This is a genomic window from Dolichospermum sp. LEGE 00240 (assembly GCF_015207875.1).
Taxonomy (GTDB): domain Bacteria; phylum Cyanobacteriota; class Cyanobacteriia; order Cyanobacteriales; family Nostocaceae; genus Dolichospermum; species Dolichospermum gracile.
Genome location: NZ_JADEVZ010000045.1, coordinates 1 through 26,368 on the forward strand (window position 1 = coordinate 1; position 26,368 = coordinate 26,368).

Annotated in this window: 26 protein-coding genes, 1 tRNA gene and 1 pseudogene; 11 read left to right on the forward strand and 17 right to left on the reverse strand. The window is 38.1% G+C overall.

Features of this window, described 5'->3' with window-relative positions; translation table 11 throughout:
- Positions 1-124: 124 nt before the first annotated feature.
- Positions 125-307 (reverse strand): hypothetical protein, encoded by a 183-nt coding sequence (locus IQ226_RS15275; RefSeq protein ID WP_193896696.1) that lies wholly within the window; start codon positions 305-307, stop codon positions 125-127.
- Positions 308-344: 37 nt separating this feature from the next.
- Between IQ226_RS15275 and IQ226_RS15280 the strand changes: the two genes are divergently transcribed.
- The 4 genes from IQ226_RS15280 to trxA all read left to right on the forward strand — a co-directional run bounded on the left by IQ226_RS15280 (position 345) and on the right by trxA (position 2,730).
- Positions 345-494: a hypothetical protein gene (locus IQ226_RS15280; RefSeq protein WP_193896738.1), complete on the forward strand. Its 150-nt coding sequence runs from the start codon at positions 345-347 to the stop codon at positions 492-494.
- A gap of 36 nt (positions 495-530) precedes the next feature.
- Positions 531-716, forward strand: a complete 186-nt coding sequence (locus IQ226_RS15285) for a hypothetical protein (RefSeq protein ID WP_035081659.1) — start codon at positions 531-533, stop codon at positions 714-716.
- A gap of 299 nt (positions 717-1,015) precedes the next feature.
- Positions 1,016-2,263 (forward strand): hypothetical protein, encoded by a 1,248-nt coding sequence (locus IQ226_RS15290; RefSeq protein ID WP_193896698.1) that lies wholly within the window; start codon positions 1,016-1,018, stop codon positions 2,261-2,263.
- Positions 2,264-2,400: 137 nt separating this feature from the next.
- Complete coding sequence (trxA, locus tag IQ226_RS15295) at positions 2,401-2,730, forward strand: thioredoxin (protein ID WP_193896700.1); 330 nt, start codon at positions 2,401-2,403, stop codon at positions 2,728-2,730.
- Between the two features lie 133 nt (positions 2,731-2,863).
- Here the strand turns inward: trxA and IQ226_RS15300 are convergent, their stop codons facing one another.
- From IQ226_RS15300 to IQ226_RS15310, 3 genes are all read right to left on the reverse strand, one after another.
- On the reverse strand, positions 2,864-4,363 hold the full coding sequence (locus IQ226_RS15300) for a family 10 glycosylhydrolase (RefSeq protein WP_193896702.1): 1,500 nt from the start codon (positions 4,361-4,363) through the stop codon (positions 2,864-2,866).
- Between the two features lie 166 nt (positions 4,364-4,529).
- Positions 4,530-4,603 (reverse strand) — tRNA-Pro (locus IQ226_RS15305).
- Between the two features lie 132 nt (positions 4,604-4,735).
- Entirely contained in the window at positions 4,736-5,101 is a 366-nt protein-coding gene (locus IQ226_RS15310) for a DUF1818 family protein (protein ID WP_193896704.1), read from the reverse strand.
- 225 nt (positions 5,102-5,326) lie between these two features.
- On the opposite strand from IQ226_RS15310, the gene recA reads away from it, so the two are divergent.
- From recA to IQ226_RS15335, 5 genes are all read left to right on the forward strand, one after another.
- Entirely contained in the window at positions 5,327-6,403 is a 1,077-nt protein-coding gene (recA, locus tag IQ226_RS15315) for a recombinase RecA (RefSeq protein ID WP_193896706.1), read from the forward strand.
- A gap of 1,196 nt (positions 6,404-7,599) precedes the next feature.
- The gene (ndhL, locus tag IQ226_RS15320; protein ID WP_137907338.1) at positions 7,600-7,809 is read left to right on the forward strand and encodes an NAD(P)H-quinone oxidoreductase subunit L; all 210 of its coding nucleotides are present in this window, start codon (positions 7,600-7,602) and stop codon (positions 7,807-7,809) included.
- A gap of 27 nt (positions 7,810-7,836) precedes the next feature.
- Positions 7,837-8,148, forward strand: a complete 312-nt coding sequence (locus tag IQ226_RS15325; protein WP_193896708.1) for a DUF3007 family protein — start codon at positions 7,837-7,839, stop codon at positions 8,146-8,148.
- Between the two features lie 73 nt (positions 8,149-8,221).
- A complete protein-coding gene (gene trpA, locus IQ226_RS15330; protein WP_193896710.1) occupies positions 8,222-9,025 on the forward strand; it encodes a tryptophan synthase subunit alpha in 804 nt (267 codons plus the stop codon).
- A gap of 237 nt (positions 9,026-9,262) precedes the next feature.
- Complete coding sequence (locus IQ226_RS15335) at positions 9,263-9,913, forward strand: heterocyst differentiation related protein (RefSeq protein WP_193896712.1); 651 nt, start codon at positions 9,263-9,265, stop codon at positions 9,911-9,913.
- Positions 9,914-10,155: 242 nt separating this feature from the next.
- On the opposite strand, the gene IQ226_RS15340 is transcribed toward IQ226_RS15335, so the two are convergent.
- The 7 genes and pseudogenes from IQ226_RS15340 to IQ226_RS15365 form a co-directional block, all read right to left on the reverse strand.
- On the reverse strand, positions 10,156-10,563 hold the full coding sequence (locus IQ226_RS15340; RefSeq protein WP_193896713.1) for a hypothetical protein: 408 nt from the start codon (positions 10,561-10,563) through the stop codon (positions 10,156-10,158).
- 20 nt (positions 10,564-10,583) lie between these two features.
- Entirely contained in the window at positions 10,584-10,826 is a 243-nt protein-coding gene (locus IQ226_RS15345; RefSeq protein WP_190386364.1) for a type II toxin-antitoxin system prevent-host-death family antitoxin, read from the reverse strand.
- A gap of 167 nt (positions 10,827-10,993) precedes the next feature.
- A complete protein-coding gene (locus IQ226_RS15350) occupies positions 10,994-11,971 on the reverse strand; it encodes a Bpu10I family restriction endonuclease (RefSeq protein WP_193896715.1) in 978 nt (325 codons plus the stop codon).
- Positions 11,944-13,182, reverse strand: a complete 1,239-nt coding sequence (locus IQ226_RS15355) for a DNA cytosine methyltransferase (protein ID WP_193896717.1) — start codon at positions 13,180-13,182, stop codon at positions 11,944-11,946. The genes IQ226_RS15350 and IQ226_RS15355 overlap by 28 nt, the downstream gene beginning before the upstream one ends.
- A 311-nt stretch (positions 13,183-13,493) precedes the next feature.
- A complete protein-coding gene (bchB, locus tag IQ226_RS15360; protein WP_193896718.1) occupies positions 13,494-15,020 on the reverse strand; it encodes a ferredoxin:protochlorophyllide reductase (ATP-dependent) subunit B in 1,527 nt (508 codons plus the stop codon).
- Positions 15,021-15,262: 242 nt separating this feature from the next.
- Positions 15,263-15,664 (reverse strand): annotated as a pseudogene (locus IQ226_RS25190) (BsuBI/PstI family type II restriction endonuclease); the annotation flags it as partial.
- 12 nt (positions 15,665-15,676) lie between these two features.
- On the reverse strand, positions 15,677-17,734 hold the full coding sequence (locus IQ226_RS15365) for an Eco57I restriction-modification methylase domain-containing protein (protein ID WP_228039468.1): 2,058 nt from the start codon (positions 17,732-17,734) through the stop codon (positions 15,677-15,679).
- Positions 17,735-17,818: 84 nt separating this feature from the next.
- Here IQ226_RS15365 and IQ226_RS15370 point away from each other — a divergent pair, with 84 nt between their 5' ends.
- Positions 17,819-18,517 carry a Uma2 family endonuclease gene (locus tag IQ226_RS15370; protein ID WP_193896720.1) on the forward strand — a complete coding sequence of 233 codons (699 nt, stop codon included), beginning with the start codon at positions 17,819-17,821 and terminating at the stop codon, positions 18,515-18,517.
- A gap of 210 nt (positions 18,518-18,727) precedes the next feature.
- Here IQ226_RS15370 and recN read toward each other — a convergent pair whose 3' ends face one another.
- The 5 genes from recN to IQ226_RS15390 all read right to left on the reverse strand — a co-directional run bounded on the left by recN (position 18,728) and on the right by IQ226_RS15390 (position 22,918).
- Positions 18,728-20,458, reverse strand: a complete 1,731-nt coding sequence (recN, locus tag IQ226_RS15375) for a DNA repair protein RecN (protein ID WP_193896722.1) — start codon at positions 20,456-20,458, stop codon at positions 18,728-18,730.
- A gap of 212 nt (positions 20,459-20,670) precedes the next feature.
- The gene (locus tag IQ226_RS15380) at positions 20,671-21,567 is read right to left on the reverse strand and encodes a WD40 repeat domain-containing protein (RefSeq protein WP_370567159.1); all 897 of its coding nucleotides are present in this window, start codon (positions 21,565-21,567) and stop codon (positions 20,671-20,673) included.
- On the reverse strand, positions 21,485-21,808 hold the full coding sequence (locus IQ226_RS25195) for a hypothetical protein (protein ID WP_228039469.1): 324 nt from the start codon (positions 21,806-21,808) through the stop codon (positions 21,485-21,487). The genes IQ226_RS15380 and IQ226_RS25195 overlap by 83 nt, the downstream gene beginning before the upstream one ends.
- A 546-nt stretch (positions 21,809-22,354) precedes the next feature.
- Positions 22,355-22,657 carry a DUF2442 domain-containing protein gene (locus IQ226_RS15385; protein ID WP_096663747.1) on the reverse strand — a complete coding sequence of 101 codons (303 nt, stop codon included), beginning with the start codon at positions 22,655-22,657 and terminating at the stop codon, positions 22,355-22,357.
- 12 nt (positions 22,658-22,669) lie between these two features.
- Positions 22,670-22,918 carry a DUF4160 domain-containing protein gene (locus IQ226_RS15390; protein ID WP_193896724.1) on the reverse strand — a complete coding sequence of 83 codons (249 nt, stop codon included), beginning with the start codon at positions 22,916-22,918 and terminating at the stop codon, positions 22,670-22,672.
- A 353-nt stretch (positions 22,919-23,271) separates the two neighbouring features.
- Between IQ226_RS15390 and IQ226_RS15395 the strand changes: the two genes are divergently transcribed.
- Positions 23,272-25,302: a family 10 glycosylhydrolase gene (locus IQ226_RS15395; protein ID WP_193896726.1), complete on the forward strand. Its 2,031-nt coding sequence runs from the start codon at positions 23,272-23,274 to the stop codon at positions 25,300-25,302.
- 247 nt (positions 25,303-25,549) lie between these two features.
- Here IQ226_RS15395 and IQ226_RS15400 read toward each other — a convergent pair whose 3' ends face one another.
- Entirely contained in the window at positions 25,550-26,347 is a 798-nt protein-coding gene (locus IQ226_RS15400; protein WP_228039470.1) for a sulfite exporter TauE/SafE family protein, read from the reverse strand.
- Positions 26,348-26,368: the final 21 nt, after the last annotated feature.

Below are 26,368 nucleotides of genomic sequence, written 5' to 3' on the forward strand. Positions count from 1 at the left end.
TAATTGGTATGAAGTGCAAAGAAACTTATTCACTTTAGTTGTGCGCGACTACATTGTGGACAATCTTACCAATGCTTGTGCTGCTTCATCAACATAGATTCATTTTTTTGTCAATGCGTAAGTCCTATCTAAGATAGGGTGGGGTTTTCTGATTCAGCCATATTCCAACTACATTACTTGCGGCTGGAAGATTATCTAAAATTGGCGGTTTCCAACCGCCAAGGCTAAAATAACCAGTTGTTGATTTTTCTTCCACTAAAACTACTACAATGACTATTGATGCTAGATAATGGGAAAGCCTTGACATTTACCCAACCTAGCCCGGAACTAAAAAACTAACAACTATGCGAACTCACTATTGCGGCGAACTCCGAAAAGAACATATTGGTGAAACTGTTACCTTTTACGGATGGGTAGACCGTCGCCGCGATCACGGTGGTGTGATATTCTTAGATTTGTCCGGTTCAGTTCTTAGTTGGGCTTACACTATTTAATCCATATCAAAATCCTTAACTAAGGAGATAAATAAAATGTCAGAAGAAGAGTTTCAACAAAAAATCTTAAATTCACTGGAAGAATTAAAAACTGATGTGGCAAAATCAAATGAGAAATTTGAGGTATACAGGCAAGCTACGCAGTCACTGGTTAATTTGGCTTTCGGTTTGATTGCCAGTGCCACGATAATTACGGTGGTGTCGTCAGTTTTTAAGCGGTAAGGTTTTTTAATTTAGCTATATTCACACTAAGAATGAAGATAATTCAAAAAAGCCAGGGATTTAAGTCCGTCGGTTTCATTTTCTGATCTCCTTCTCTCTTCCTTTGCGTCTCTGCGTCTCTGGGTGAGAAAAAAATATTTAACTTATCTCCCCAAAAATAGAACTAACTACTTAATAAGTATATAAAACTTAACAAAAAAAACACTAAATTTATAGGAAAATGGTAAATTAATTTCAGTAACACCCATGATCAGGTTGTGTTTCTTGATAGTGCATCAACTTAATTAGATATAAGTTATATGTTTACCAGAATCCGTCGGCTTTCAAATCGGTTTTTTAATAACTCTCGGACAGTAAACAACGAACCACTGAATAAAGTGAGTTTAGTTGTCATTATTTTAGTTGATATTTTTATTTTAATTAATGTTTTTACCGGTTTAAATAATATTAGTGAATGGCATCTTAGCCCAACGCAAGCTTATCCATGTTATGCAGAATGGAATAGTTACAAAACCCAAACTAGCGAAAATAAAGATTATGAATTTTTGAGGAGTTCATTACCTTACGGTAGTAATGAGCAAAGAGTTCGGCAAACATATCAAGATGAAGAAGTTGGACATTTGGGTAAAGTTTCTGAAATATGTTTGAACTATGGTGAATCTAAAGATAAACTGAATAATCCTCAAAATCAGAAAATTATCACCACGATAAATCGGACTCAAGATCAAATTAGTCGTCTTGAACAAGTAAATGCTACTATTCGTCAGCAATATGATTCAACCTTATTAGAAAAAATTGCTGGACAGTCTTCAGGTAATTCTATTAATCAGGTTCGCGCCGAAAAAGCTAAACAGGAATTAGAGCAAAATAGTCAGAAAATTGCCAACTTAAAACAGGAAATTGCTAATCTGCAAAATCAACTGCGGACAAAACCCGAAAGTGTTAATTTATTGTCTTTTGTCAAAGATGAAACTAAATTTAATCAAGTTGCTAAAGACTATAAAAATGCTTCCTTTTGGTATCCTAGCATTCAATTAGTTTTTCAGGCTATCTTTTTGATTCCACTAATTCTGATTGCATTATTAGTGAATAATTTTAGTCAACGCAGAGGATATGGATTAATAGGATTAATTAGCTGGCATTTGCTAGTTATATTTCTCATTCCGCTAATTTTGAAAACATTTGAATTTCTGCAAATTGGTGTAATATTTAAATTCTTGTTTGATATTATTAGTTTTCTGTTTGGTGGGCTAGTTTTCCTAATTAGTTATGTTTATATTTTGCTAATTCCCTTAGTTGGTTTTGGCATGATTAAATTCTTCCAAACCGTTGTCTTTAATCATAGAATTCAAGCGGCTAACAGAATTCAAAAATCCCGCTGTATTCGGTGTGCTAAAAAAATTCGTCCTCAAGATAGTCACTGTCCCCACTGCGGGTACTATCAATATGTCGAATGCCATAATTGTCATAATTTGACCTATAAAGAATTACCTTATTGTCATCATTGTGGTGCTGATCAAAATTCCCCTAATTTAGAGGTAAATTAACACTTTAAGAAAGTAGAGAAATTTCGATGCAAGTGAGGTACAATAGGTAATAATTAACCGCAGATAATTTGGTTTTCCTGCTCTCCTCATTTATTCGATATTATTAAGTTATTGATTGAAATCTAGGTAAACAACTTATGTCATCTATTACCAATGTCACTGAAGCTACATTTAAACAAGAAGTGCTAGAAAGTCAAACTCCTGTTTTAGTTGATTTTTGGGCCCCTTGGTGCGGTCCTTGTAAAATGCTGTCTCCTGTAGTGGAAGAAGTGGCTGCGGAATATAAGGGACAGGTAAAAGTGGTAAAGTTGAATGCTGATCAAAATCCTACTGTTGCTAGTCATTACGGGATTCGCAGTATTCCCACTTTGATGATATTTAAGGGGGGACGACAAATTAAAACAGTTGTTGGTGCTGTTCCTAAAGCTACATTAGCTACTACATTAGATAAGTATGTTGATTCCTAGTAGTCTGTCAAATAAATTTTGACGGATAAAGGAATGAACCACGAAGACGCGAAGAACACGAAGGAAGGAAGAAAGAAGGAAAATTTATTTACCCGTCAATTAGTTCTTGACAGACTACTAGCTACAGCATTGTTCACCGAATATTGCAAGCTTTCCGTTCTCCGTCATGTTCAGGATGTTGCCAAGAATAAGCAAAATGGCTGACACCCTTAATTTGAGGAGATAATTGGCGGAGGGCTTGCATTTGTACTTCTAAAGGGGGACGATTGCTAATTGATTCTCCCCACTTCCCAGCTAAAGCCGGAATGACCTTTGTGCCTGGTTGTGCCATTTTTAAAACCTGTTGAACTTGCGCCACAATGCAACTAGCATTCCCGCAATTTGCATAGGACATGGGATGCCATTGTAAGGTACTAGAAAACCTATCCCAAGGTTGTAAGCGAGAATCATACCCTTGTCCTAAAGCTTGATTACCTTCGGGAAAAAATACTGCTCCCGCAGGAATACCTTGTTGTTTGGCTGGGTAACTTGCTAAGGTTACAAAATCTACGATACCTTGCATAGCGTGAGCAACGGAGAGTAACCACAAATCCAATTGCAAAACCCGCTGTTTTTCCTCTGAAGAAGGTAAGGATTTCTGCTTTTTGAGGGGAATACGCCCTTCCCATAAAGGTTCATCTTCTTGAGGATAGCGTTTGTCAATTTCTGCTATATCGCCAGCGCTGACATATCCTTTGGTTAAAAAACGACGAATTAATTCTAGTCCTTTGGCATTTTTGGCGCGACTAAATAGGACTTCTTGGGTGGCTGGAGTAAATAGCCAGAGGTCATGAACTTTGGTAGCAATGGAGTCAATGCCACTCTGACGAGGGTAACGAACATAATCGAAGAGAATACCATCTGGACGACGGCGGATAACCTGTTGTACCATACGGTAGTAATCGGTTTTTGCTTGGGTGTTATAGGGATCAATAAAGACTTGGGAACCATCTTCTACTACGGATAAGCTGGTTTGATTTTTGCCATTACGGGCGATCGCATTTTGTCTATCTGTACGTTGAGCATAGGTGTAACCAAAGTTAGTCGTAAACATCCAGGCATAAACCTTTAAACCCCGTTGTTGCCCTTTTTTAATTGCTAATGCTAATAAATCAAATTTTTCTGCACCAGGAAGGCGAACTACAGCAGGCCAAACTGTAGAATTAGTTGCGGCGGGTAATAACACTTGTCCATCATAAAATACTTCTAAATAAACTTGGTTATAGCCTTGGTTGACAATTCGATCCATAATTTGATCAACTGCTCCCGGCTGAATATCACAGGGATACAGGCGTAACCAAATAGCCTGAGTTTGCGGCCAAGTCTGACTACGACAGGTTTTTAATTCTTGTGTATGCTGTTTGAGTAATTTCTGATAGCGACTTGCTGCCTCTTTATTGCCTTTAAAAGCTAATAAACGTAAGTTTTCTTTTTCTTGAGTTGCTTTTGATGATGCCCAACAATCCTGTCCGTTCTGAGCAATGGCTGGTTTTGTAGCTAGGTTGAGAATCAATAAGCAATTAGTAATAATTACAGTCAATAAACCTTGCCAAGATAAAACTACCCTTAAAAATTTCCAGTTAAAATCAGACATAAATAGCCATCAGTTTTGATTCGTCAGAGCTTACTTGAAACAGCCTCTACTTAAAATATTCTCACATCTGGAGAGACGTACAACTATCAAAAGCAGTATTTCATATAAGCGACTCAGACATATACTGAAAACAAGAAGAATATGCCGCAATCAAAGTTTCCGTAAATCGGAACGTAGGGATTTGAACCCTAGACCTCCACTACCCCAAAGTGGCGCGCTACCAAGCTGCGCTACGTCCCGTAAATGTGAACTTGTGTGAACTTGAGATTTTAGACTTTTGGTGTGGGGATGATTCCAAATGTGTGAATCTAAAATTAATTAAGTCACTCTTGCGAGTATATCACAAGGTCAAGAAAAATAGCAAGGGGTGACTCAAAAAACTTTTAGCATCCTCATGGCTGGCAACAATTCGGCTACGGCTGAAGCTTCCCATTTACCTTCTGTCCCTCGTCCTGTGTTGAGGATGAAGCGCAGATTATAGGCATGAGCATAACCTTCCACCTCCATCCATAATAAATCACTTTCGGCTTCACAGGCAATTTTTTCCTCTTCCATTAATTCTGTAGCTAGATGCTTCATGGTATCTGCAAGCTGATTAAATAGACGACAAAATTCGTTTAATTCTGCTTCGGTTAATTCTATCGCCCAATCTTGAGACCCGACTAAGCCTGGAAATTTTGGTGCATCTGGATTCCAGCCTATGCGCCAACCAGTGCCGCTTTTGATGACTCGTTCCATAGTGAATTTAATTTTGTCCGACTACTTAGATAGAACGCCGATACAGTTAGTCTTTCACAATCTTAAATCTAAAATGCTATAATTCTTCAGCGATCGCCTTAGGATCTTAGCAAACATAATTTTGTAAACATTCCTAATTGGCACACTTTCCGGTTAGGATAGTATATCCGTTCTATTAAAACTCCCGTCCAGTAATTTGGGAAAATCCTATACTTAGAGGCAAAAATGGCAGCTAATACTGAGACTTCTGGCAAGCAAAAAGCGTTAAATATCGTACTTGGACAAATTGAGCGCAGCTTCGGCAAGGGAGCAATTATGCGCTTAGGTGATGCCACCCGGATGAAGGTAGAAACAATATCCACCGGAGCGCTCACCCTAGATTTAGCCTTGGGTGGTGGTTTACCCAAGGGACGGGTAATCGAAATCTACGGACCAGAAAGTTCTGGTAAAACTACTATTGCTCTCCATGCCCTCGCAGAAGTGCAAAGAAATGGTGGTATAGCAGCATTCGTAGACGCTGAACACGCCTTAGATCCTACCTACGCTGCTGCATTGGGTGTAGACATTGATAACTTACTCGTTTCTCAACCAGACAATGGTGAATCAGCATTAGAAATAGTTGATCAACTTGTGCGTTCTGCGGCTGTTGATATCGTTGTCATTGACTCCGTTGCTGCTTTAGTCCCCCGCGCTGAAATTGAAGGGGATATGGGGGATATTCACGTAGGTTTACAAGCTCGGTTAATGAGCCAAGCTCTACGAAAAATCACTGGTAATATTGGTAAATCTGGATGTACAGTTCTTTTCATTAACCAGTTACGGCAAAAAATCGGTGTCACCTATGGTAGTCCCGAAACAACAACGGGTGGTAACGCGCTGAAGTTTTACGCTTCTGTGCGCTTGGATATTCGCAGAATTCAAACTTTGAAAAAAGGGACTGATGAATTTGGTAACCGTGTTAAAGTCAAAGTAGCTAAAAATAAAGTTGCACCGCCTTTTAGAGTTGCCGAATTTGATATTATCTTTGGTAAGGGTGTTTCTACCATTGGTTGTTTAGTGGATATAGCTGAAGAAACTGGTGTTCTTTTGCGTAAAGGTGCTTGGTATAGCTACAGTGGTGAAAACATTTCCCAAGGTAGAGATAACGCAATTAAGTATTTAGAAGAAAAACCAGAGTTTGCAGCCAAAGTCAAAGAACAGGTTCTGGAAAAACTCGATAAGGGGGCTGTAGTTTCTGCTAATTCTGTAGTGCAACCCCATGATGTTGAGGGGGAAGAAGAGATTGAGTTAGAAGAGGAATAAACAATATCAGGGACAATTTATTGAATTGTCCCTACGGCTTTTTGAGGTTTATTCAAGCTTGAAAATATATTCAAGTTTTTTCCGTTCACCTACTCATTCAACTACCAAGTATTTTCAAAAAACTCAGCGATCGCTAGGTAGGGGTTGCTGAAAAAGTTGTCTGTGAGGGCAGGCAAGAGTTTGGGCTATCTGTTATCCCTAAATTTTGTGATTTATTCAACCCAAAATGCACACTTTTGGGACTATCCCCCTCAACAATCTTGCACCTATTTTCTTTTTTAGCAGACTCAAACCTTTGACATATAGGGCTTGCTGAATAAATGCAAGACCTAGGTAACAAACTGGTTTATGCTGTAAATAGTCAAAGTTTAAGAAATATTAAGTTCTCTTCCCACTATACTCATGCAATGTATTGTTAATCGCCGCGACCAGTTTTCAGTGGTTGATCGGTATTGGTCTCCCGAACTGAGTGAAATCGAGAATTTAGAAAAATTTGGCGCTTACTCTTTAATGTTCATGTTATTTACGCCAACCTGTATCCGCCGGTGTTTAGATGGGAGTGGGGGGGCTCGAACCCCCACGACCTTTTACGGTCAACGGATTTTCATTCTCTTGTAGTTTTCACTACTACTTAGGTGCTAAAGCAATCATAAGTTTTGAGAATTGGACTCTCCCTTTACCCTCGGCTCTACGTTAGGGTAGCTCCCGTCGAGTCTCTGCACCTTCCCAGTCAAATATTTTTCTGGGCTTGGCTCAGGATTGCCATATCTATAAATAGATTTAGGTTTCCCTGAGTTTGAGAGCTGCCACTTGAAAGATTTCTCCATCAAGGCTCAATTCCTTTAAGTCCGTAGCGTCTACCATTCCGCCACACTCCCGTAAGGTTGTTTACTGTTTTTGAGGCAGTATTCACCCGCTTGTCTGTTATACCACTAATTGCTTTTTTTTGGCAAGTAGATTTTAAAATTTTATTTGCTAACGCTAATATTTAACATTTAGCCCCGAAACAAAATATTAAACTGGCCACTTAGTTTACGCTTAATGGCTGATGACGAGCATATCATAAGTTTCGATTTTTGGGCAATAGGTTTTGGGGAAGATGGAAAATAACAGAATTACCGATTTCCTTAAACCAGTCATTGGGCATATCATAAGAAGTGAATGCACCAAATATAGTTCAAATTGCGGTAAGACATATGGTTGTAGCACTACTGTATCTGAGTTTAGCTGGCGCTTATTTGCTGGTAATACCCATTGCTGTATTTTTCTACTTGAGTTTAAGATGGTATACGGCTGGTTCTGTGGAACGGGTGTTTATGTACTTTTTAGTGTTCTTTTTCTTTCCGGGGTTGCTAGTTCTCTCCCCGTTTGTGAATTTGAACCCCCGTCCTCGAAAAATTGCTTAAATTTAAGATTGGTAGGTCATAATTCTCATGCGACGTATTGACGCGATTGGTATTGGCTTCGGCGTTTTTGTGGCTGGTGGCTTGGCTTATGTGGGTTTGCAAGGAGTGGGTTTAGATAGTCAGAATGCTGGTATCTGGAGTCAAGTTTTCTTGATGGCTGGCTTAATTGGCTGGTTATGCACCTATATTTTCCGAGCGATAGGGAATAAAATGACCTACCATCAACAACGGGAAGCTTATGAAACGGCTTTTTTACAAAAGCGGCTTGATGAACTCTCTCCTGAAGAGTTAGCTAAACTGCAAGCAAAAATTGCAGAGGAAAAAGAATCTCAGGTTTAGAGTTATGATTGTTCAGTTGTCAGTTGTTGATTGTAACTACTGACTACTGACCACTGACTACTGACTAGGCGAAATGACTGCTATTTCTCATTGCTTTGAAAATTTAAGACGGAATCAAGAGTGCGCGTTGATTCCTTTTATTACGGCTGGTGATCCGGATTTAGAAACTACTGCTAAGGCTTTACAGGTTCTGGATAATTCTGGGGCGGATATGATTGAGTTGGGTGTGCCCTATTCTGATCCTTTGGCTGATGGTCCGGTGATTCAGGCTGCGGCTACTCGGGCTTTGGAGAGGGGAACGACTTTAGAGCAAGTATTGGCGATGCTCAAGGGGATTAGTCCGAGTTTGCGATCGCCTATTATTTTATTTACCTATTACAATCCGATTTTACATCGAGGCGTTGATCAGTTTTTGAGGCAAATTAAAGATGCTGGTGTGGCAGGTTTAGTTGTGCCGGATTTGCCATTGGAAGAGTCCGCAGGGCTAATTAAACCAGCAGCACTGATGGGCATAGATTTAACCCTATTGGTAGCTCCTACGAGTTCTCCTGAAAGAATTGAAGCGATCGCCCGTGCTTCTCAAGGATTTATCTATTTAGTCAGTGTTACTGGTGTCACGGGAATGCGAACCCAAATGCAAACGCGGGTGGGTGATTTGCTGCAACAAATTCGTAATGTTACAGATAAACCCATCGGTGTGGGGTTTGGAATTTCTGAGCCTGAGCAAGCGCGACAGGTAAAAGCATGGGGGGCGGATGCGGCCATTGTCGGTAGTGCTATGGTGAAGCGACTGGCAGAAGGCACACCAGAGCAGGGATTAGATGCGATCGCTCAATTTTGCCAAAGTCTCAAAACAGCCATCAGAAACCCCTCTTAATCAAAGAGAGCAATTGCCAAACAGTGTATTTTTTTGTTATTTTTTAGTGGACAATTTGACTGTGATCATCTTAAATAATAACAGCATATCTTAGGATAGACAAAAAACTAACTGATACACTGGTTTATCTTGACTCTTAGACTTAATATACTATCAAAGTAGGCAAAAAATTATGTGTGTGAGAGTGCGTCAGTCACAACTGAGTTACTGTTCATTAGTATTCGAGGGGTAACAGCAATGAGCGAAAGTATGGCATTTATTGGCGGAGTCGCAGTAGCTGGGTTGGCGGCTTTAGTTTTACTAAAAGGAACAAACACCCCAATACAATCGAATTTTGCTGTTAGTCCCCAAATGCCTGGAACAGTCATGGCACCCCAGGTAATGCAGTATCCTCCCAATTACGGGCAACCTGCCTATTCTAATCAGCCGCCAACTGCTCCTAATTCTGATCAGCGGCTAGAAATGGAAAAGCTGAAAATGAATATGCAAATAGAGAAGTTGAAAAGCGACAATGAACAACTAAAGTTACAAAACCAACAATTCCAGGCACAAGCTCAAAGTTTTACGCAACAGCAGTGGCAATTAGCACAACAAGCTAATCAACAAAAAATGGCCACTTGGCAACAACCTGAGCAAAATAATTGGTGGTCTTCACCTGTGCTTTGGGCTGTGGGTGGCGCTACCTTGACTATTGGTGGTGGTGTTGTGGTCGCTGGTGTTTTATCTTTATTTGCACCAAAACAGCGTCCTACTCGGACTGTTCAGGTGATTCATCCCTACAATGGATCAACACCATCTTTAAATCCTGTGCGTCGCGCTGAGTTTTTACCATCTTCTACCATGGAATCTAGAAGGATCGAAACGGCAGAATACGACGAAATGCACTAAGCAGTCGTGCTGAATATTGCTGAATAGTTCGGATATTAGTGGGGTTTTAAGTATTAAACCCCATTTTTTAGTGTCTGTGAGGGTAAAATTGCTTCTTCAAGCATTTCACGAACCATGTATCCTACATTCCGCACGCATTTTTGGAGTTATCCAGTCCAAAACAACCCCCTTATGACTAACTTTTATAGGGGTATTAGGAACATCTTGTTTTAGTTCTACCCATTGGAATAAGGTAGCTGTTGTCATGATTTATTTTTTTCGTTGACTATCAGCAAAGCATAGATAACACGCAAAGAGTCTAATTCATTCATGTCAGTCACAACTTTACGTAATTTTTCACTAAAATAAACAATTTCATAATTAGGTGCAAGTTCTTTTTGCAGTTGCTTCCATAAACTAATACCTTCTTCCTCAAAAGCGGTTTTTTCTTCTGCACTAAAACCAGGAGAATTACCAGGATCTTCCCAGTTCAATTTTGCATCATAAATATCTGCCCATTTTTGCAAACGGTTAATAGTTTCTTGACTCAGTGGTAATGTTTCTGGGTCAATATCTCCAGCTTTATCAGAATTTACCCACCATAACGGGTAACATTCATAATCAGCCATGAGTTTGATTTTTTCTATTTTAAGCTGTTTGTCGTTTTTCATGTTTAATACTTCCCCAAGTTTCAATAATGAAATCTAGCTTGGAGAAAATCAATCCTGTCATCACTAATTAGATAAACTGCATTTTTAGGCGATCGCAGTAAATGAGTTGTTTCTAATAAACTTGCTAATTCGTCAGCAGCAATAAGGGCGACATTTTCACCGTTAGGTTGGGTAATAATCATTACTTCTCTATCTGCAACTACTTGAGCGCAGATGTCAGCTAGGTTATTACGAGCATCTGTTAAGTTTGTTTGGTTGGACATGGTGGGATTTTTCCTCATGCTGTAGCTGATATTTTTTAATATTATCAGTTAGCTTTCTAAACCGTCTGGGAATTAATTCCCAGTCTAATAGCCGAAGTCCGTTAAAACGGACTCAAAGATTATTCGTAAGAAGTCAGGTGAGGCGAGAATAAATGTGTTAGCGCAGCTTATTCCTCAATTAACCAACCTCGCTGTATTCCATATTCAATTCCCCCAGTCCAGTCCATTGTTAAGTGCTTTCGTACTTTATTAAATAAATGTTGCACTACAGTTGGATTAATCGGATTTTTAACATAGGTTTCTTCATACCTAAATTCTCGATCCGTGTTTTTCTGCTGACGTAATACGTAAATTTGATCAACCTTGTACTTCCGAAGATTGACATCACTTGTTAACTTGATCCATTCCATTAATACAATATATAAACTATTTGGATTTCTTGCTTTTAAATCCTCTGCGGCTCGTGATGAACCTTCCAACATAGTTTTATCAAGATATGTTTTACATTCAATGACAATAACTGGAATATCAAAAATATGAGTTTCTGTATTACCCGTAACTGTAACATCTGAATAGTTGTCAGGTTCTTCTTTAATAATTGTCAGCATTTCACCTGGATTTTCTTCTTCTTCTGGTGGTGTAACTGCTTCAAATGATGCTTCAATAGTTGCACCAATTACAAAATCATGGTCTTTCTTTTCAATACGTGCATAGGGACGTTTCAGCATTTCCGCATATTTTGGAGGAACAAAGAAAATGTCTTTGAAAGTATGGGATTTTCCAATGAGAGCATTTTCTCCAAAATCTTTTGCTAAATCTCGAAATAAATAATAGAGAAATTCCTCCAATACACTAGAGTGAAGATTTGAGCGCGAGTCAAACTTCTCAGCATAATGTTGTTGATCTAAAAAATCCTTATATTTTGATAAAAGTTCTACTCTTTTAGAAATAATCGTATCATCATTTTCTGTAGGTGTTGATGTTGGACCCAGTAATTCAACATTTGCTAAATGCCATTTATCATACTCAATTCTAATTTCTTGGAGAAATTTTCTGCTTTGGGCATCTCTGTATTTTTTGCGGTGATTTTCCTTTTGTTCGAGATTTGAACCATGAACTAAAGGGTTTCTATTAGTTGTGGACATAGGTTTAATTTTTTTTGAAGATGAATAGCAATTGCTTTAGCTAGTATGGGTGGTACAGCATTACCTATCTGATTGTACTGGCAAAGGAACTTTTCATTTAATCTATTTTCCCTTTGTAATAACTTATGAGATACAACAGTTTTCTTTCCTAAAAAACGATAAGAGTCAGGAAAAGATTGGATACGCGCACCCTCACGAGCAGTCAAATTACGATGCTGGAAAGGATGGATAAAATTTGCATAAAAAGAAGCTGCTATGGTGTGTGATGGTCTGTATGGATGTAAACGCCTATTATTTTGATCGTAAGTTTTATGAGATAATTCACCATTTCCACTACGGCGTTTAGCACCATATTCTGTGGGAACATCTGAACTAGATTCACCCCATTTTATTTGTTTAAAACGTTCTACCAATCGCTGAGAGTGTTCCATCGCTACATGATTATAAAGAATTTTACTACTATTTCTAATCCATTGCTGATATTGATTTTGAGATTCTAATATATAGGGTTGTTCTTCTTTACCTTCTTTCGCATTAAGTGGTGGTAAATCTGATATTGCATCCCATAAGCTGATAGCAGGAATTAAATTTATTTCCTCAAGGGATAATTGCCATATAGTATTTTTTAATAAATCTAGAGAATGGGTTTTTTGAGGACTTCCTAATTTTTTACCTAGTTTGTTTCCCACAATAAAAACACGCTCTCTAATTTGTGGTACACCATATTCAGCAGAATTAAGTAACCATACTTCTATAAAATATCCAAGTTCTTCAAAAGTTTTCTGAATAATATCTATTACCTTGATTCCTTCACTATTTTTGCGTGAAAGTAAACCCTTGACGTTCTCCATAATAAATGCTTTAGGTTCAAGAAAACTTATCCACTGGGCAAAGTTAATGAATAAAGTATTTCTAGGATCATTAGGGTCTTTTTGGGCTGGACCTGCAATACTAAAACCTTGACATGGAGGTCCACCAATAATAATATCTGGTTTGGATAGACAGATTTCTTTAACACTACTTAAAGTATTAAAATTACGAATATCACTTTGAATTACGGTCATTTCCGGGCGGTTATAACGCAGTGTATCACAAGCCCAAGCATCAATTTCAACAGACAGGGGAATATCAAAACCTGCCATTGCAAAACCTAAACCAAAGCCGCCAGCACCAGCAAATAAATCAATAGCAACAGGTTTGTCTAGTTTCATAAACGTTTGATGTATCTATCACTGAAATTATAAAGTAATTAGGAATATGTTAAATTAATAACATTTTGTAAGATTATCATAACATTAAAGAAAGGACTCAAGGATTAATGTCTCTTTACTAAAGATATTATTTTTTTGACAGTAGATGAGTGCGTTAGCGTAACTTACCGTAGGTATCACTCTTAGTTAAATGAATTTTTCAATTGCTCAATATCAAAATGGTTTTTTGTTGTTTTTTTCCACATAAAAAAGCAAGTAGTGAAGAATAAATTATCCCTCACCACTCACCCTTATCATCTAACCCCCAAAACCTACGCCCCTACAGACTCCTTAGCCGCGTACAAAACCTCAGCCGAGATATCTTTAAACCCACGTTCACGGGCAAACTTTTCGGTATTTCGCTTCACTTTCCCGCGCACAAAACCAGGAATTTTATTCAATTCTGCTTGGCCATCTTTTGTCCAATTCAAACCAGTTTCTGAGGAAATTCCTTTGGTAATTACTTCCTTTGTATCGTGTCCACCAAAGATTTCTAATAAGTGATCTTCCATTCCCAAAGTGAAGGAATTGTAGATTAAATCAGTGATTTGATTTGTTCCTTCATAACCCATAAATGGTTTGTAACCAATGGGGAAATTCTGCACGTGAATTGGTGCTGCAATCACACCGCAAGGAATATCCAAACGTTTACCAACGTGGCGTTCCATCTGTGTACCAAATATAGCAGAAGGTTCAACGCGAGCGATCGCATCCCCAATTTCCCCATGATCATCTGTAATTAATACTTCATCGCAATATTCGCTCACCTGTTCTCTAAACCAGTCAGCATCATACTTGCAATAAGTACCAGCCCACACCACATGAATCCCCATTTCCCGCGATAGAATCTTTGTTAAAGCCGCCGCATGGGTATTATCACCAAAAACCACCGCTTTCTTCCCTGTCAAGTTCTGACAGTCAATAGAACGGGAAAACCAAGCCGCTTGGGATACGTGCAGCGTTTGTTCATTAATGAAGTCTTCATAATCAACTTCTGCACCTTGGGCATTAATCACTTGCTGAATTTTACGGATACATCTTGCAGTTTCTACCACACCCATCGGCGTAATATCTACGTAAGGAGTCCCGAATTGTTCTTCTAAATATTTAGCTGTAGTTAACCCCAGTTCCCGATAAGGAATTAAGTTAAACCAAGCTTGAGGCATACTTTTTAATTCGTGAACAGATGCAGCTTCAGGAATGACAGTATTTACCATAATTCCCAAATCAGTCATTAATCGCTTCAATTCGGTAACATCGTGGTTATTGTGGAAACCCAGCGTGGAAACTCCGATAATGTTAACTGAGGGTTTGACTGTTTTCTCTGCTGGTAATTCCCCGCGCTTCCGGGCTTTATCAATGTAATATTGGACGATTTGTTGTAATGTGCGATCTGCGGCTTGTAGTTCATTGTAGCGGTAATGGTTCACGTCCGCCAGCATGACATCCCCTTTCGCTTCCAACTGCGCCCTTTCCACAAAGTTGTGTAAGTCCTCTTGCAAAATACTGGAAGTGCATGTGGGAGTTAAAACGATTAAATCTGGGTGTTCTTCCGCGTCTTTGCGGGTGATGTTATCTACCACCTTTTCTTGAGAACCTCGCGCTAAAACGTTTCTGTCAACCACGCTGGTTGTAACTGGGGTGAAGTTTCTTTCCCGCGATAGCATGGAACGCATAACGTTGAAGTAATCATCACCCAGGGGCGCGTGCATGATAGCATGAACGTTTTTAAAAGAACTCGCAATTCGCAAAGTTCCGATGTGGGCGGGGCCTGAATACATCCAGTAAGCCAATTTCATCCTGTGTTCTCCCTTGACAAGTCAAATAACTATAAGTGCTTGATTATTAAATCGTTTCTGATTTTCTCAAACCTAACCGCTATGAACAAATAAGGTTTGTTGCGAAGTTATTTGACGTGAGAGAGGGTGAAACCTAGTTGCTGACTGGGTTATGGCTGATTATTTAAACAATATTTATGTTGTTTAAGTCAATAAATCTTAATGATTTGCAAAATATTTGGATCAAAATTTCCAAACGGATTTTACCGGGTTTTGTATGGTCCTAGAAATCTCTCTCCGTTAAAATGAATTAAATGATCTGGTTGGTCTGCTACCCAAACTTCTGTTTCCCAAGAAATCTCAGCTAAATATCGAGTCATTTCCTTGCGACGGGGAAAAGCAGTCATAAAAACTAACCCCTTACTACTAGACTGAAATAGTTGTTTTAATTCATTGTGTCGTTTTAAATTCACAGGTCCATGACTGGTGACAGCTTCTATTAATATTAGCCAGTCCTGTTGTTGATAATAAACTACAACATCTGGCATTTTACCATGAGGATCTAAATCAATTCCTATTTCTCTAAACTTTTGAATTTCATTAATAATGAACTTATCCCCCGCATCACCGACATAAAGAACCAAACCTCCTGGTGTAAATCTGGGACAAAAATTTTCTCAAATGTCTTTGATTAAATTATTTTGTCCACCTGATGATAGATAAATTGCTTGTCCATTGGGTAAACTAACGGGAATTGTGGGGATATTTCGAGTTCTATCCTGCAATAAATTCTTGACAGAAATAGTATAATTATGACGAGATTCTTCCCACTGATCAGAACCGTAAGATTGTATCAGTGAAAGTGCTTGTTGCTGAAGTTGATAACACCATTTAGGACTATTAATTGGTCGTTCTGGTTGATCTGGATTTTCCACAACTAAACCCATTTGTACAAACTGGTGCATTGTTTGTCTTCTCACTGTTTCCCGTGTATTTGGTGCGTATTGTTTTCCATAAAAATCACGAAACCAATCCATCATTTCAGTAATTCTGCGTTTGGGTGTTGTTGCTTGATTCCAAGCAGTTTCCGGTCGAATATCCGCCAATGCAAGTAAGCAAAGTGCCGATCTTTCGTTTTGCTGTTCTTTCGGTGCAGAAATTTCTTTAAGAATAGTTAGTGCTTCTTGAATACGTTTACTAGCTTCAATTGTGTTGATTGTTTCACTCATAATTGATAGATTCTGATGTACAAGGTGATCAATTTGATTTTGATCAAACGCAGATTCATGAATTTGTGTTCCTAGTTTTATTAAATCATTTTTACAGGGGTATTTAATTTTTCGTAAGTCTGTAGCATTAACTTGTGTATTACCACTAAACAGGCGAAAGTATTGATCAAATAAAGTTGAATTGAGAAATGCTGTTAAACCTTTTGCTAAGTCGAGATTCATTCCTTTTCCCTTAGCATGATAATAGTTAAGATGATTTTCTATCCCCAGTGCAGATGAATCTATGGGGAAAGATACAGCAGCAACAATACGGCGTTTTTCTTCCTTTGCAGAAAACCGTTTGATTACAACATAACAACCCGATGGAATTAACCATTTTTGTGTTTCTTGATTCTTTTCAATAGCAATTGATTTTTTCGGTTTTGTGGGAGGAAATAAAACTTTTCCTGGTTTGATAGATTCTGGGTAAATTAAGGGAACTGTTTGATCATCTAAGGAATTTCTTAAAGATGATTTGAGACGAAAATCTACAACTGGACCGGTTGAAATTTCTAAACTAAGTTCTTCTAATGTAGATGGAAATTTATCCATTTGCACTTTTAAAGCATCTTCCAAAGAGTTGGTAATAACATGGATAAACATTTCAGGATCATTTTTTTCAATAACTTGGTTATAGGGAACAAGTCTCATTTCCGAAAAACTATCTAATTCTTGTTCTGAGTTAATACTTATTTCTATAAATTTAGGTTTAATTTCTGTTTTTGTAGCATGAAAAATAATATTTTCTTGTAAAACATTATCTTCTGCAAAAGCTAATGAGCGACTTTCAAATATATGAATATTTTGGAGTACCATTGTTTCCAAAAAAGCTTGGCGAAAAGGACGAAAATAACTACCATTACAAAAGCTTCTCGGAGTAATTGCCACTATCTCTCCATTTATAGAAAGTTGTAACATAGATAGCCAAACAAATGCACTATATAAATTTACCGTTTCAATTCCCAGCTTTGACAGTATTTTTTTCTCAATTGATTTACTGTTAATCTTTTTATAAGGTGGATTTAGAATTGCATGGGTAAAGTTCTGAGTATCAGTATTAAAAAGTGGTAAATTGTTTTCTGTAATACTTCCAATAAAGCTTTCATTTCGTAAACAATAATCTGCTTTAATCCCTCTATTTTTTAAGGCTTGACAACAGTGATTAAGACATTCTTGCAGCGAGGGTATAAAGCTTGCTTCTACTTCATAAGCTGTGATAAAACAACTTTCAACTTGATTAGAATTTGTCAATAATCGCTCTACAAAAGCAGCAGTTAAAGACCCAACACCAGCACCAGGATCTAGTAAATTAATATGACCTGATAAATTGTTAAATTGTCCTGCCATCAATCTCGCAACTGTCGCAGGAGTCATAAATTGACCCAATTCACTTCTTTGTTTTGGGTTTAATTTTGCCGATAAATTAAATCTATTTATATCTGTGGAGTCTGTCAAGAAAGTTGTCATGTTATAGACAATAAAATTAGATAATGAAAATTGTGAATAATTTGCTATGATACACTCAGGGCTTTATTACTTATTACAAAAACTATGGTAAAAATACCCTTTCTGGCTTCAACAATTCCTCCTTTAACAAACGGGGATAAACTCACCCGTTATGAATTTGAACGGCGATATAATACAACATCTAAACCTAAAAAAGCTGAATTAATTGAAGGAATTGTTTATATTATGCCCGCTGCTCTGCGTTTTAGAAGTCATGGACAACCTCATGGTCGCATCTTAACATGGATTGGTAATTATGAAGTTTTAACTCCTGGTGTGGCATTAGGAGTTGAACCTACAGTCCGGCTAGATTTAGATAATGAACCTCAACCTGATGCAATTCTGATTATTATACCAGAAGCAGGTGGACAAACTCGAATTAGTGAGGACGATTATATTGAAGGTGCGCCGGAGTTGGTGGTAGAAATTGCTGCTAGTAGTGCAGCTATTGACCTACATGGCAAAAAACAAGCTTATCGTCGCAATGGAGTCAAAGAATATATTGTTTGGCAAGTTTTAGACCAAAAATTGAGTTGGTTTTCCTTAGAAGAAGGTGAATATTTAGAATTAGCACCTAATGAAGAGGGAGTTTTACAAAGTCGGGTATTTCCAGGTTTATGGTTAGCGGTAAATGAATTATTAACAGGTAATATGCAAGTTGTGTTGAATGTTTTACAAGCTGGTTTACAGTCTGTAGAACACGCAGATTTTATAGAGAACTTAGGTAATTTGAAAAGCGATTAGAAATCACGGTTACACAGACGAAACCTACCTTGTCTTTTTTTCTGTTCTGTCGGAGTCAACATCCAAGGAAATTGGTTTTTATGCCTCTTGGGAATCTAATAGTAGCGGATGCAAACCCGTTTACACCCAAAACGCCAAATTTCTATAATCTTATAAAAAATCCTGAAAATCCTGAAATCCTGGATATCCTGATTCTGACAATTTCACCATCTATTTCCCCCTTTCCCGATGATTAGCAGCTTGTAATAATAAAGATTCAGCAAAAGAAATTGCTTCATTTGCTGATTTACCACCAGCTAACTGCGCCAATTCTTCCCGACGGGTAGTTAAATTATCTAAACTTGTTACTCTCACCACAGTTCGCTGTTCATCATTACTATTTCTGGCTTTATTAATAACTAATTTATCAACACGAAAATGACGATCTGCCATTGCTGCAACTAGAGGCTGATGAGTTACACATAATACCTGATGTCCTTGACTAAGTTGGTGCAATTTCTCTGCTATGGCTTGGGCAACTCTACCAGAAACCCCCACATCAATTTCATCAAATATCATGGTTCCCACTTCATTACCTTGATTAAAACAAGCTTTTAAAGCTAGTAAAAAACGGCTCATTTCTCCACCAGAAGCAATTTCTGTTAATGGTTGGATAGGTTCACCGGGGTTAGGACTGAACATAAAAGTAATTTTATCTGCACCTGTAGCTGCGGGGGGAATGGGGACGATTTCTACTTGAAATTTCACCTTATCCATTGCTAACGGCTTGAGTTCAGCTAATAACCGAGATTCTAAATTAGCCGCAGTTTGCTGACGTAATTGGGTTAATTGTTGACTAACTTGCTGGAGTTCCTGTAAATATAATTGTTCTTGTTGTTCTAAAGTTTCGATAGATTGTTCACTATTATTTAGTTCAGCTAATTCAGTTTGAATACGTTCATAATAAGAAATAGCTTCCGTGAGAGTTGGTCCATATTTGCGACAAATTTGTTTTAATTCCCGTATCCGTTCATCCAATTCTTCCAAGCGCTGGGGATCTGCTTCTAGTCCTTCTCCATAAGCATTAATTTGTCTCCCCACTTCCATCACCGCTGCGATCGCATCCCGCACTAATTCCAAGAGAGATTGTAATTGAGGATCATACTCCACCATGTGAGTTAATGTCATCTCTCCATCGGCTAATAAATCAGCAGCAGTGCGAGTTTCCTGATCATCTTGATACAAAGCCTGATAAACTTTGTAACTCATTTGTTGTAAATCCACAACATGATTGAGGCGTTCTCTTTCTTGATTTAATTGTTCCATTTCTTGGGCATCATCAAGATTAGCCGCACCCAATTCTTGTACTTGATATGTTAATAAATCTAATTGTTGCAGCCGTTCCCGTTCTGATGTGCGGCGTTTTTCTAGCGCTTGCCGAGCTTGTTGATATAGAATAAAAGCAGCGGCAACATTTTGGCGTTTTTGCAACAAAGCATCACCACCATATAAATCTAACCAATCTCGAACTTGGGCAGATTGTCCCACTTGTACGGTTTGCCCTTGTGCCGTAATTTCTACTAAACTGTCTCGTAATCCTGCCATTAAGGGGCGATTTACCAGCACTCCATTTATTCTTGATCTACTACGGATATTACTGCTAGTGGTGGCAATTTCCCGACTAATAATCACAGCATGATCATCGGTTAAATCAATTTCTTGTTCACTCAACCAAGCAGCTAGGGGCGGAGTAACGCTAAAAGTCGCCTCCACGATAGCGCGATTTGTGCCAGTCCGAATCACCCGACTAGAGACCTTACCACCTAAAACCGCATCAATAGCATCTAATATGATTGATTTTCCTGCGCCGGTTTCCCCTGTTAATACATTCAAACCTGCACCAAAATCCAATTCCAGATGATCAATTAAGGCGAAATTTTCAATTCTTAAATATAGCAGCATTTAAATAATCCTCAGATTGCAGACTTCCCCGTTTTTATTGATTATGGCGTTGGTGAATGAAAGTATGAATTAGTCTCACGCAAAGGCGCAAAGGCGCAAAGGTGAAGATTTTTAATTTTCCTTTTTTCTACTTCAATATGGCTATTAGCAACGCTCAAAACCTAGAGGTGTAAGGGTTTAGCTTATGCTTTACCCTACCTGTAGAATCAACGTTATGCTATGGGAAATACAGTAATGGTTGTATCTCCACTTCCAGCCGCTAATATTTTACCATCTGGACTGAAGGCAATTGAGGAAATTACAGAATCAGTACATTTGACGCTAGAAATTTCCTCACCACTAGCGACTGACCATAATTTCACTGTTTTATCTTTACTAGCGCTCGCTAAAATCTGTCCATTGGGACTATATGCAACGGCACAAATATAATCAGAGTGTCCTGATAAAGTTTTAATTTCTTGACTAGTTTCTAGATTCCAAAGTTTAATAGTTTTGTCTTGACTACCACTAATTAAAGTTTTTCCGTCGGGACTAAATGCTAGAGATGTAATCCCTCCAAACCAATCAGAATGTCCTGTTAAAGTTTTCACTTTATTTTCAGCTAATTGTAAAATTTTGATAGTTTTATCATTACCACCTGCACCACTAGCTAATAGTTTACCGTCGGGACTAAAAGTTACAGATAAAACATCATCGGTATGACTTTTGAAAGAGTAAACTTCTTTTCCTGTTTCTAATGACCACAGTTTAACTGTTTTGTCTTTACTTCCACTGGCTAAAATTTTCCCCAAGGGACTAAATGCAACAGCATAAACCCTTTCTTCGTGTCCTGTAAAAGTGAAAACTTCTATTCCTAAATTTACATCCCATAATTTAATAGTTTTATCATCACTACCACTTACTAAAAATTTACCATCTGGACTAAAAGCTAGAGAATTAATCCCTCTAGACCCAGAATATTTTCCATGGCCTGCAAGGGTGCGATGTTGCTGAGTTGCTAAATCCCACAGTTTAATGATTGTATCATCACTGCCACTTGCTAAAAATCGTAATTTGGCTGAGTTGTTGTCTCCAAGCTTCGATTTGTTCCAAACGTTGATTAGAGGTATTCATGGTTTTTTCTACTTGGTGAAATTCTTCAGTAATATTTTGCAAACCTGTCTGTAATTGCTCAATTTGTGATTGGGAATAATTCAACTTAGGACGATTGACTAAATTTAAAGCTATACTTAGACTCAGGGGAATAACCGCATAAACTACTTGTTGCGTCACTGTCGCTACTATTGTTCCCAATATTGATATCCCTAAGCATACATACTCGCTAAATTCTAGCAACTGACGATTATTCATGGTAACTGGTATTACTTGTCAAGTTGTGATAAATTTATCACAAATTATACTCAATAAAACTAAAAAAATAAAACTTTACGTTCCTAATAGTCGGTTTTAACCGACTTTAGCTATAAGACAGGGAATTTATTCCCTGGATTTTGGAATATAGCGGTTCTCGATTGAGTGAGATACAAGAACCCCTCCCCGCAAGCGATGAGGGGGCTATGATGTATCTCATGCAAGTGCATACCGCTATATCAATTTTTGAATACAATTATATATCTTGACAATTGCATAAAATTTCCAGATGTCAATACCCTAGTAAATTCGGGCGTTGCTGATTAAGGGTATGAATTTTAGTCTCACGCAAAGGCGAGGCAGCGCGGTCTTGGGGGTTTCCCCCATGAGCGACTGCCGTAGCAAAGACGCACTGAGGTTTGAGTTTTAAAGATTCAATTTGGGAATTTCATACCTCAATTCAACAACGCCATTTTTCCCAACCAGTTAAACGTGCATATCTGCCTTTTGGAGATGTTCCTGATACACATTGGGCAATAAACGCGATTAAGAAAATTTATGAAACTGGATTTTATCTGTTCCCTGTTCCCTGTTACCTTCCTTTGTAATGCTGATTCCATTTTGCCAAAGTTCATATTCACTGATATCAATATCCTCATTCCAAACCAACGCATAACCACCTGAATCAATGATAAAATTTCTGAAAAATGCCGGATTTTTTAAAGGAGAAAACATTGGGTTATCTAATAATTTAGAGATATCATATTTTTTTAGTTCGTTATTTGTAAACTTAATGATCAAGTTATGATCATCTATAGCTTGAGCAGAAACAATACGAGCAGGTTTCATCAAAACTCTCCATTATTTTAAAGGTGGCAGTTTATTAAACTCTTGGCTATTCCACATATTGAGCAGTTCTTTCTGATACAATGTAGCCCATTCTATTACCATTTTTTCAGCACGACTGGGTAAATCTCCTTCAATAATTTTTAAAGACTCAATACCAACTAAGGCATTATACTCACCGTAAACTGCATGAAAATGAGAAGGTGGGTGATCAGCAAAGAAAATTTTGATAACTATTCCATAAAACCGTGTAACTTCTGGCATAAAGATATAGGACTTACGCATTGACAAGGAGTATCATCTAGGAATGACACACTGTACAAATTAACCTTCCTTCCGCAATCCTAATTTTTAGATATGAATACTTCCAGATTATATATCTTGACAATAACATAAAATTTCCAGATGTCAATACCCTAGTAAAATCGTTGGCTTATTGATTTCATTCTCAATAATCTTGAGAATTAACCGAGCATATTCTCAACAAACATAGAAATGTGATTTTTTTGCAGAAGAGAGATTTAAAAAACTTATCTGTCTGACTGCATTGCTAGAAAATTAGCAGTTATGACTTAAAAATTGCTAAATTAACAGAAGATGTAACTATCTCCTTAAATATGGTATCTACTCCCATAACATTCTCCGATATTCAAAATCATTGGTCCCGACCATTTATAGAAGCTTTAGCAGCACGGCGGATTATCAGCGGTTATCCTGATGGAACTTGTCGCCCCAATAACCCTGTAACTCGCGCTGAATTTGCTGCCATTATCGCTTCAGTTTTTTCCCAACCAGTTAAACGTGCATATCTCCCTTTTGGAGATGTTCCTGATACACATTGGGCAATAAACGCGATTAAGAAAGTTTATGAAACTGGATTTTTGACGGGTTATCCGAACAAGCGGTTTGGGATAGATGAAAGTATTGCTAAGGGTGATGCTTTAGTCTCAATGGTCAATGGTTTGGGAATTGCTGGTCAAGTTGACCTGGATTTAGTGAGTAAACTGGCAGAAATTTATCAAGATGGATCTTTAATTCCTTACTATGGAATTAATCAAATAGGTTTGGCGACTCGTGCTGGTTGGGTGGTGAATTATCCCAATGTCAAAATACTAAATTATAAAACAGCCGCTACTCGTGCAGATGTGGCAGTAATGGTTTATCAAGCTTTAGTGTATTTGGGAAAAGCGCAAAGAATTCCTTCTGATTATATTGTTGCAGCATCTATAACCACAACGATTCCTACACCTAAACCGACAACCTCCAAGACTGTTAAGGTAAATCATCGGCGAGAATTTCGAGGCGCTTGGGTTGCGACTGTGTGGAATAGTGATTGGCCTTCTAAGCCACGACTGTCTGTGGAACAGCAAAAAGCGGAATTGGTGGCGATTATTAAACAGTTACAAGCTTTGAATTTCAACGCTTTAGTTTTGCAGGTGAGACCGGAAGGTGATGCTGTATATGCTTCTGACTTAGAACCTTGGAGTGCTTGGATAACAGGAACTCAGGGAAAAGCACCAAGTCCATTTTATGATCCTTTGGAGTTTGCGATCGCCCAATGTCATCAACGCAATATTGAATTACACGCTTGGTTTAATCCTTACCGCGCTAGAGCTAACAGTAAAATTTCTCCAGTTAGTCCCCACATTGCCGTGACAAATCCCGAAGTTGTTTATCAATGGGGTACTCAACAATGGATGGACCCCGGTGCAAAAATTGTTCAAGACAGAGCGTACAATGTCATTATTGATGTTGTTCGCCGTTATGATTTAGATGCAATTCATTTAGATGATTATTTTTACCCCTATCCCATATCTGGTAAACCTTTTCCCGATGATAAAACCTACGGAGCTTATAAAGCCAGTGGCGGTAAACTGAGTTTAGAAGATTGGCGACGGGAAAACGTTAATCAAATGGTATTGCGACTTTCCCAAGGAATCAAAGCCACCAAACCTCATGTGAAATTTGGAATTAGTCCTTTTGGTATTTATCGTTCTGGAGAACCTGCGGGAATTGTCGGGTTAGATGCCTATAATGTTCTCTATGCAGATTCTAAAAAATGGTTACAGCAAGGCTGGATAGATTATATTGCTCCTCAACTTTATTGGCGTACCGACCAAACCAAACAAGGTTATCAAACTTTGCTGAAATGGTGGACAGAAATTAATACCAAACAGCGTCATGTCTATGCAGGTAACAATCTCGGACAACTAGATGGGAAGGAATGGAAAAACAGCGAAATTGTCAAGCAGATTCAGATTTCTCGGAATTTAGCAGGTAGTTTATCTTTGGGTAATATCTTTTTCAGCATGACGGGTATTCAGGAAAATCGTCAAGGCATTGCTGACCAATTTAGAACCGATTATCCCACACCTGCCTTAGTTCCCACTATGTCATGGCAAAGTTCCATCACGCCACCACCTCCCAAAAATCTCAAGTTTATGGATGGAAAATTAAACTGGGAACCGGGAGATAATCAACCTGTGCGTTCTTGGACTCTGTATTTGCAAAATAACAATAATTGGATAATTCAACGCATTTTATCTGCTGGTACGACCTTTGCGACAGTCCCACCCGGGACTTATGCGGTATGTGCTGTGGATAGATTAGGGAATGAAAGTGAAGGTGTAACGATTACTGTAATTTGACTGATATTGTAGGGTGCGTTAATGAAATGTAACGCACCTTATTTATGGGTATTTGTTTAAAAATGGCAATCTTAACCCACTATCACCATATTCGCCATGTTAGCGATGGCATAACGCACCCTACTTTACGACTTTGGCATTATAGAGTCACGTCGCATATTATAATAAATTCTCCTCCCAATAATTTTTACATACACCCACAGGATGAATTATACAACTTTTTTATTGATTGTCCAGAAGATTAGTATTAGCTAGATGGCCTATGCTTGGCTAATTTAAACGCTGATAATAAGAGAATTGTCCCTAAAATTAAATACAGTAAAGAACTTGATATGTAATTCAACAAATTGCTGCCAATAAAAGCACCAAGAATTGAACCAGAAGCCATAAAAACAATAAACTTTTGGTCTGATTTAATTTCCTGTAATCGTTGCTGACTTCTGAATTTAAATAAACCCATCATAATAGTAGGAATGCTAATTGCCAGACTCAAACTTCCTGCCAATTTGATGTCAACTGCAAATAACAAAATTACCGTGGGGATAATCAACTCACCACCGGCTACACCAAGCATACTACTAAATATGCCAATCACAATACCCGCCACAAATCCAATACTGATTCTCAACAAACTTGGCAATTGTAAACTACCAACACTAAATATAAAATTATGCCCAATTAGCACAAAACTTAATAAAACCAGAAAAATCACAACAACACGATTTAAAATTCGTTCATTAATTCGCGTAGCGTAAGAAACTCCAATATAAGAACCAATCAAAGATCCTGCTAAAATATTGATGATGATGGCAAAGTGAGCAACAACATTTTCAATACCAATAACACCGCTGCGAAAAACAAATGAGCAGATAACAGTAACTAAACTAACAACGAGATTGATAATAATTGCCGGAAGAGTGCGATAATTAAAAATGCTAATTAGTACAGGCAACCGAAACTCTGCACCCCCCAAACCGATTAACCCGCCAAGAACCCCCACCAAAGCACCCCAAGTAAACGCCCAAATATTTCGAATATTTCGCATCCCTATCTCCAAACTCACACT

Coding starts and splice junctions, on each gene's coding strand:
- IQ226_RS15370 (WP_193896720.1), top strand. CDS start 17,819: ATGGTAAAAATACCCTTTCTGGCTTCAACAATTCCTCCTTTAACAAAC.
- IQ226_RS15290 (WP_193896698.1), top strand. CDS start 1,016: ATGTTTACCAGAATCCGTCGGCTTTCAAATCGGTTTTTTAATAACTCT.
- IQ226_RS15350 (WP_193896715.1), bottom strand. CDS start 11,971: ATGTCCACAACTAATAGAAACCCTTTAGTTCATGGTTCAAATCTCGAA.
- IQ226_RS15345 (WP_190386364.1), bottom strand. CDS start 10,826: ATGTCCAACCAAACAAACTTAACAGATGCTCGTAATAACCTAGCTGAC.
- IQ226_RS15300 (WP_193896702.1), bottom strand. CDS start 4,363: ATGTCTGATTTTAACTGGAAATTTTTAAGGGTAGTTTTATCTTGGCAA.
- trxA (WP_193896700.1), top strand. CDS start 2,401: ATGTCATCTATTACCAATGTCACTGAAGCTACATTTAAACAAGAAGTG.
- bchB (WP_193896718.1), bottom strand. CDS start 15,020: ATGAAATTGGCTTACTGGATGTATTCAGGCCCCGCCCACATCGGAACT.
- IQ226_RS15340 (WP_193896713.1), bottom strand. CDS start 10,563: ATGAAAAACGACAAACAGCTTAAAATAGAAAAAATCAAACTCATGGCT.
- IQ226_RS15355 (WP_193896717.1), bottom strand. CDS start 13,182: ATGAAACTAGACAAACCTGTTGCTATTGATTTATTTGCTGGTGCTGGC.
- IQ226_RS25195 (WP_228039469.1), bottom strand. CDS start 21,808: ATGAATAATCGTCAGTTGCTAGAATTTAGCGAGTATGTATGCTTAGGG.
- IQ226_RS15385 (WP_096663747.1), bottom strand. CDS start 22,657: ATGAAACCTGCTCGTATTGTTTCTGCTCAAGCTATAGATGATCATAAC.
- IQ226_RS15285 (WP_035081659.1), top strand. CDS start 531: ATGTCAGAAGAAGAGTTTCAACAAAAAATCTTAAATTCACTGGAAGAA.
- IQ226_RS15280 (WP_193896738.1), top strand. CDS start 345: ATGCGAACTCACTATTGCGGCGAACTCCGAAAAGAACATATTGGTGAA.
- IQ226_RS15395 (WP_193896726.1), top strand. CDS start 23,272: ATGGTATCTACTCCCATAACATTCTCCGATATTCAAAATCATTGGTCC.
- recA (WP_193896706.1), top strand. CDS start 5,327: ATGGCAGCTAATACTGAGACTTCTGGCAAGCAAAAAGCGTTAAATATC.
- ndhL (WP_137907338.1), top strand. CDS start 7,600: ATGGTTGTAGCACTACTGTATCTGAGTTTAGCTGGCGCTTATTTGCTG.
- IQ226_RS15310 (WP_193896704.1), bottom strand. CDS start 5,101: ATGGAACGAGTCATCAAAAGCGGCACTGGTTGGCGCATAGGCTGGAAT.
- IQ226_RS15275 (WP_193896696.1), bottom strand. CDS start 307: ATGTCAAGGCTTTCCCATTATCTAGCATCAATAGTCATTGTAGTAGTT.
- IQ226_RS15400 (WP_228039470.1), bottom strand. CDS start 26,347: ATGCGAAATATTCGAAATATTTGGGCGTTTACTTGGGGTGCTTTGGTG.
- IQ226_RS15325 (WP_193896708.1), top strand. CDS start 7,837: ATGCGACGTATTGACGCGATTGGTATTGGCTTCGGCGTTTTTGTGGCT.
- IQ226_RS15365 (WP_228039468.1), bottom strand. CDS start 17,734: ATGACAACTTTCTTGACAGACTCCACAGATATAAATAGATTTAATTTA.
- recN (WP_193896722.1), bottom strand. CDS start 20,458: ATGCTGCTATATTTAAGAATTGAAAATTTCGCCTTAATTGATCATCTG.
- trpA (WP_193896710.1), top strand. CDS start 8,222: ATGACTGCTATTTCTCATTGCTTTGAAAATTTAAGACGGAATCAAGAG.
- IQ226_RS15335 (WP_193896712.1), top strand. CDS start 9,263: ATGAGCGAAAGTATGGCATTTATTGGCGGAGTCGCAGTAGCTGGGTTG.
- IQ226_RS15390 (WP_193896724.1), bottom strand. CDS start 22,918: ATGCCAGAAGTTACACGGTTTTATGGAATAGTTATCAAAATTTTCTTT.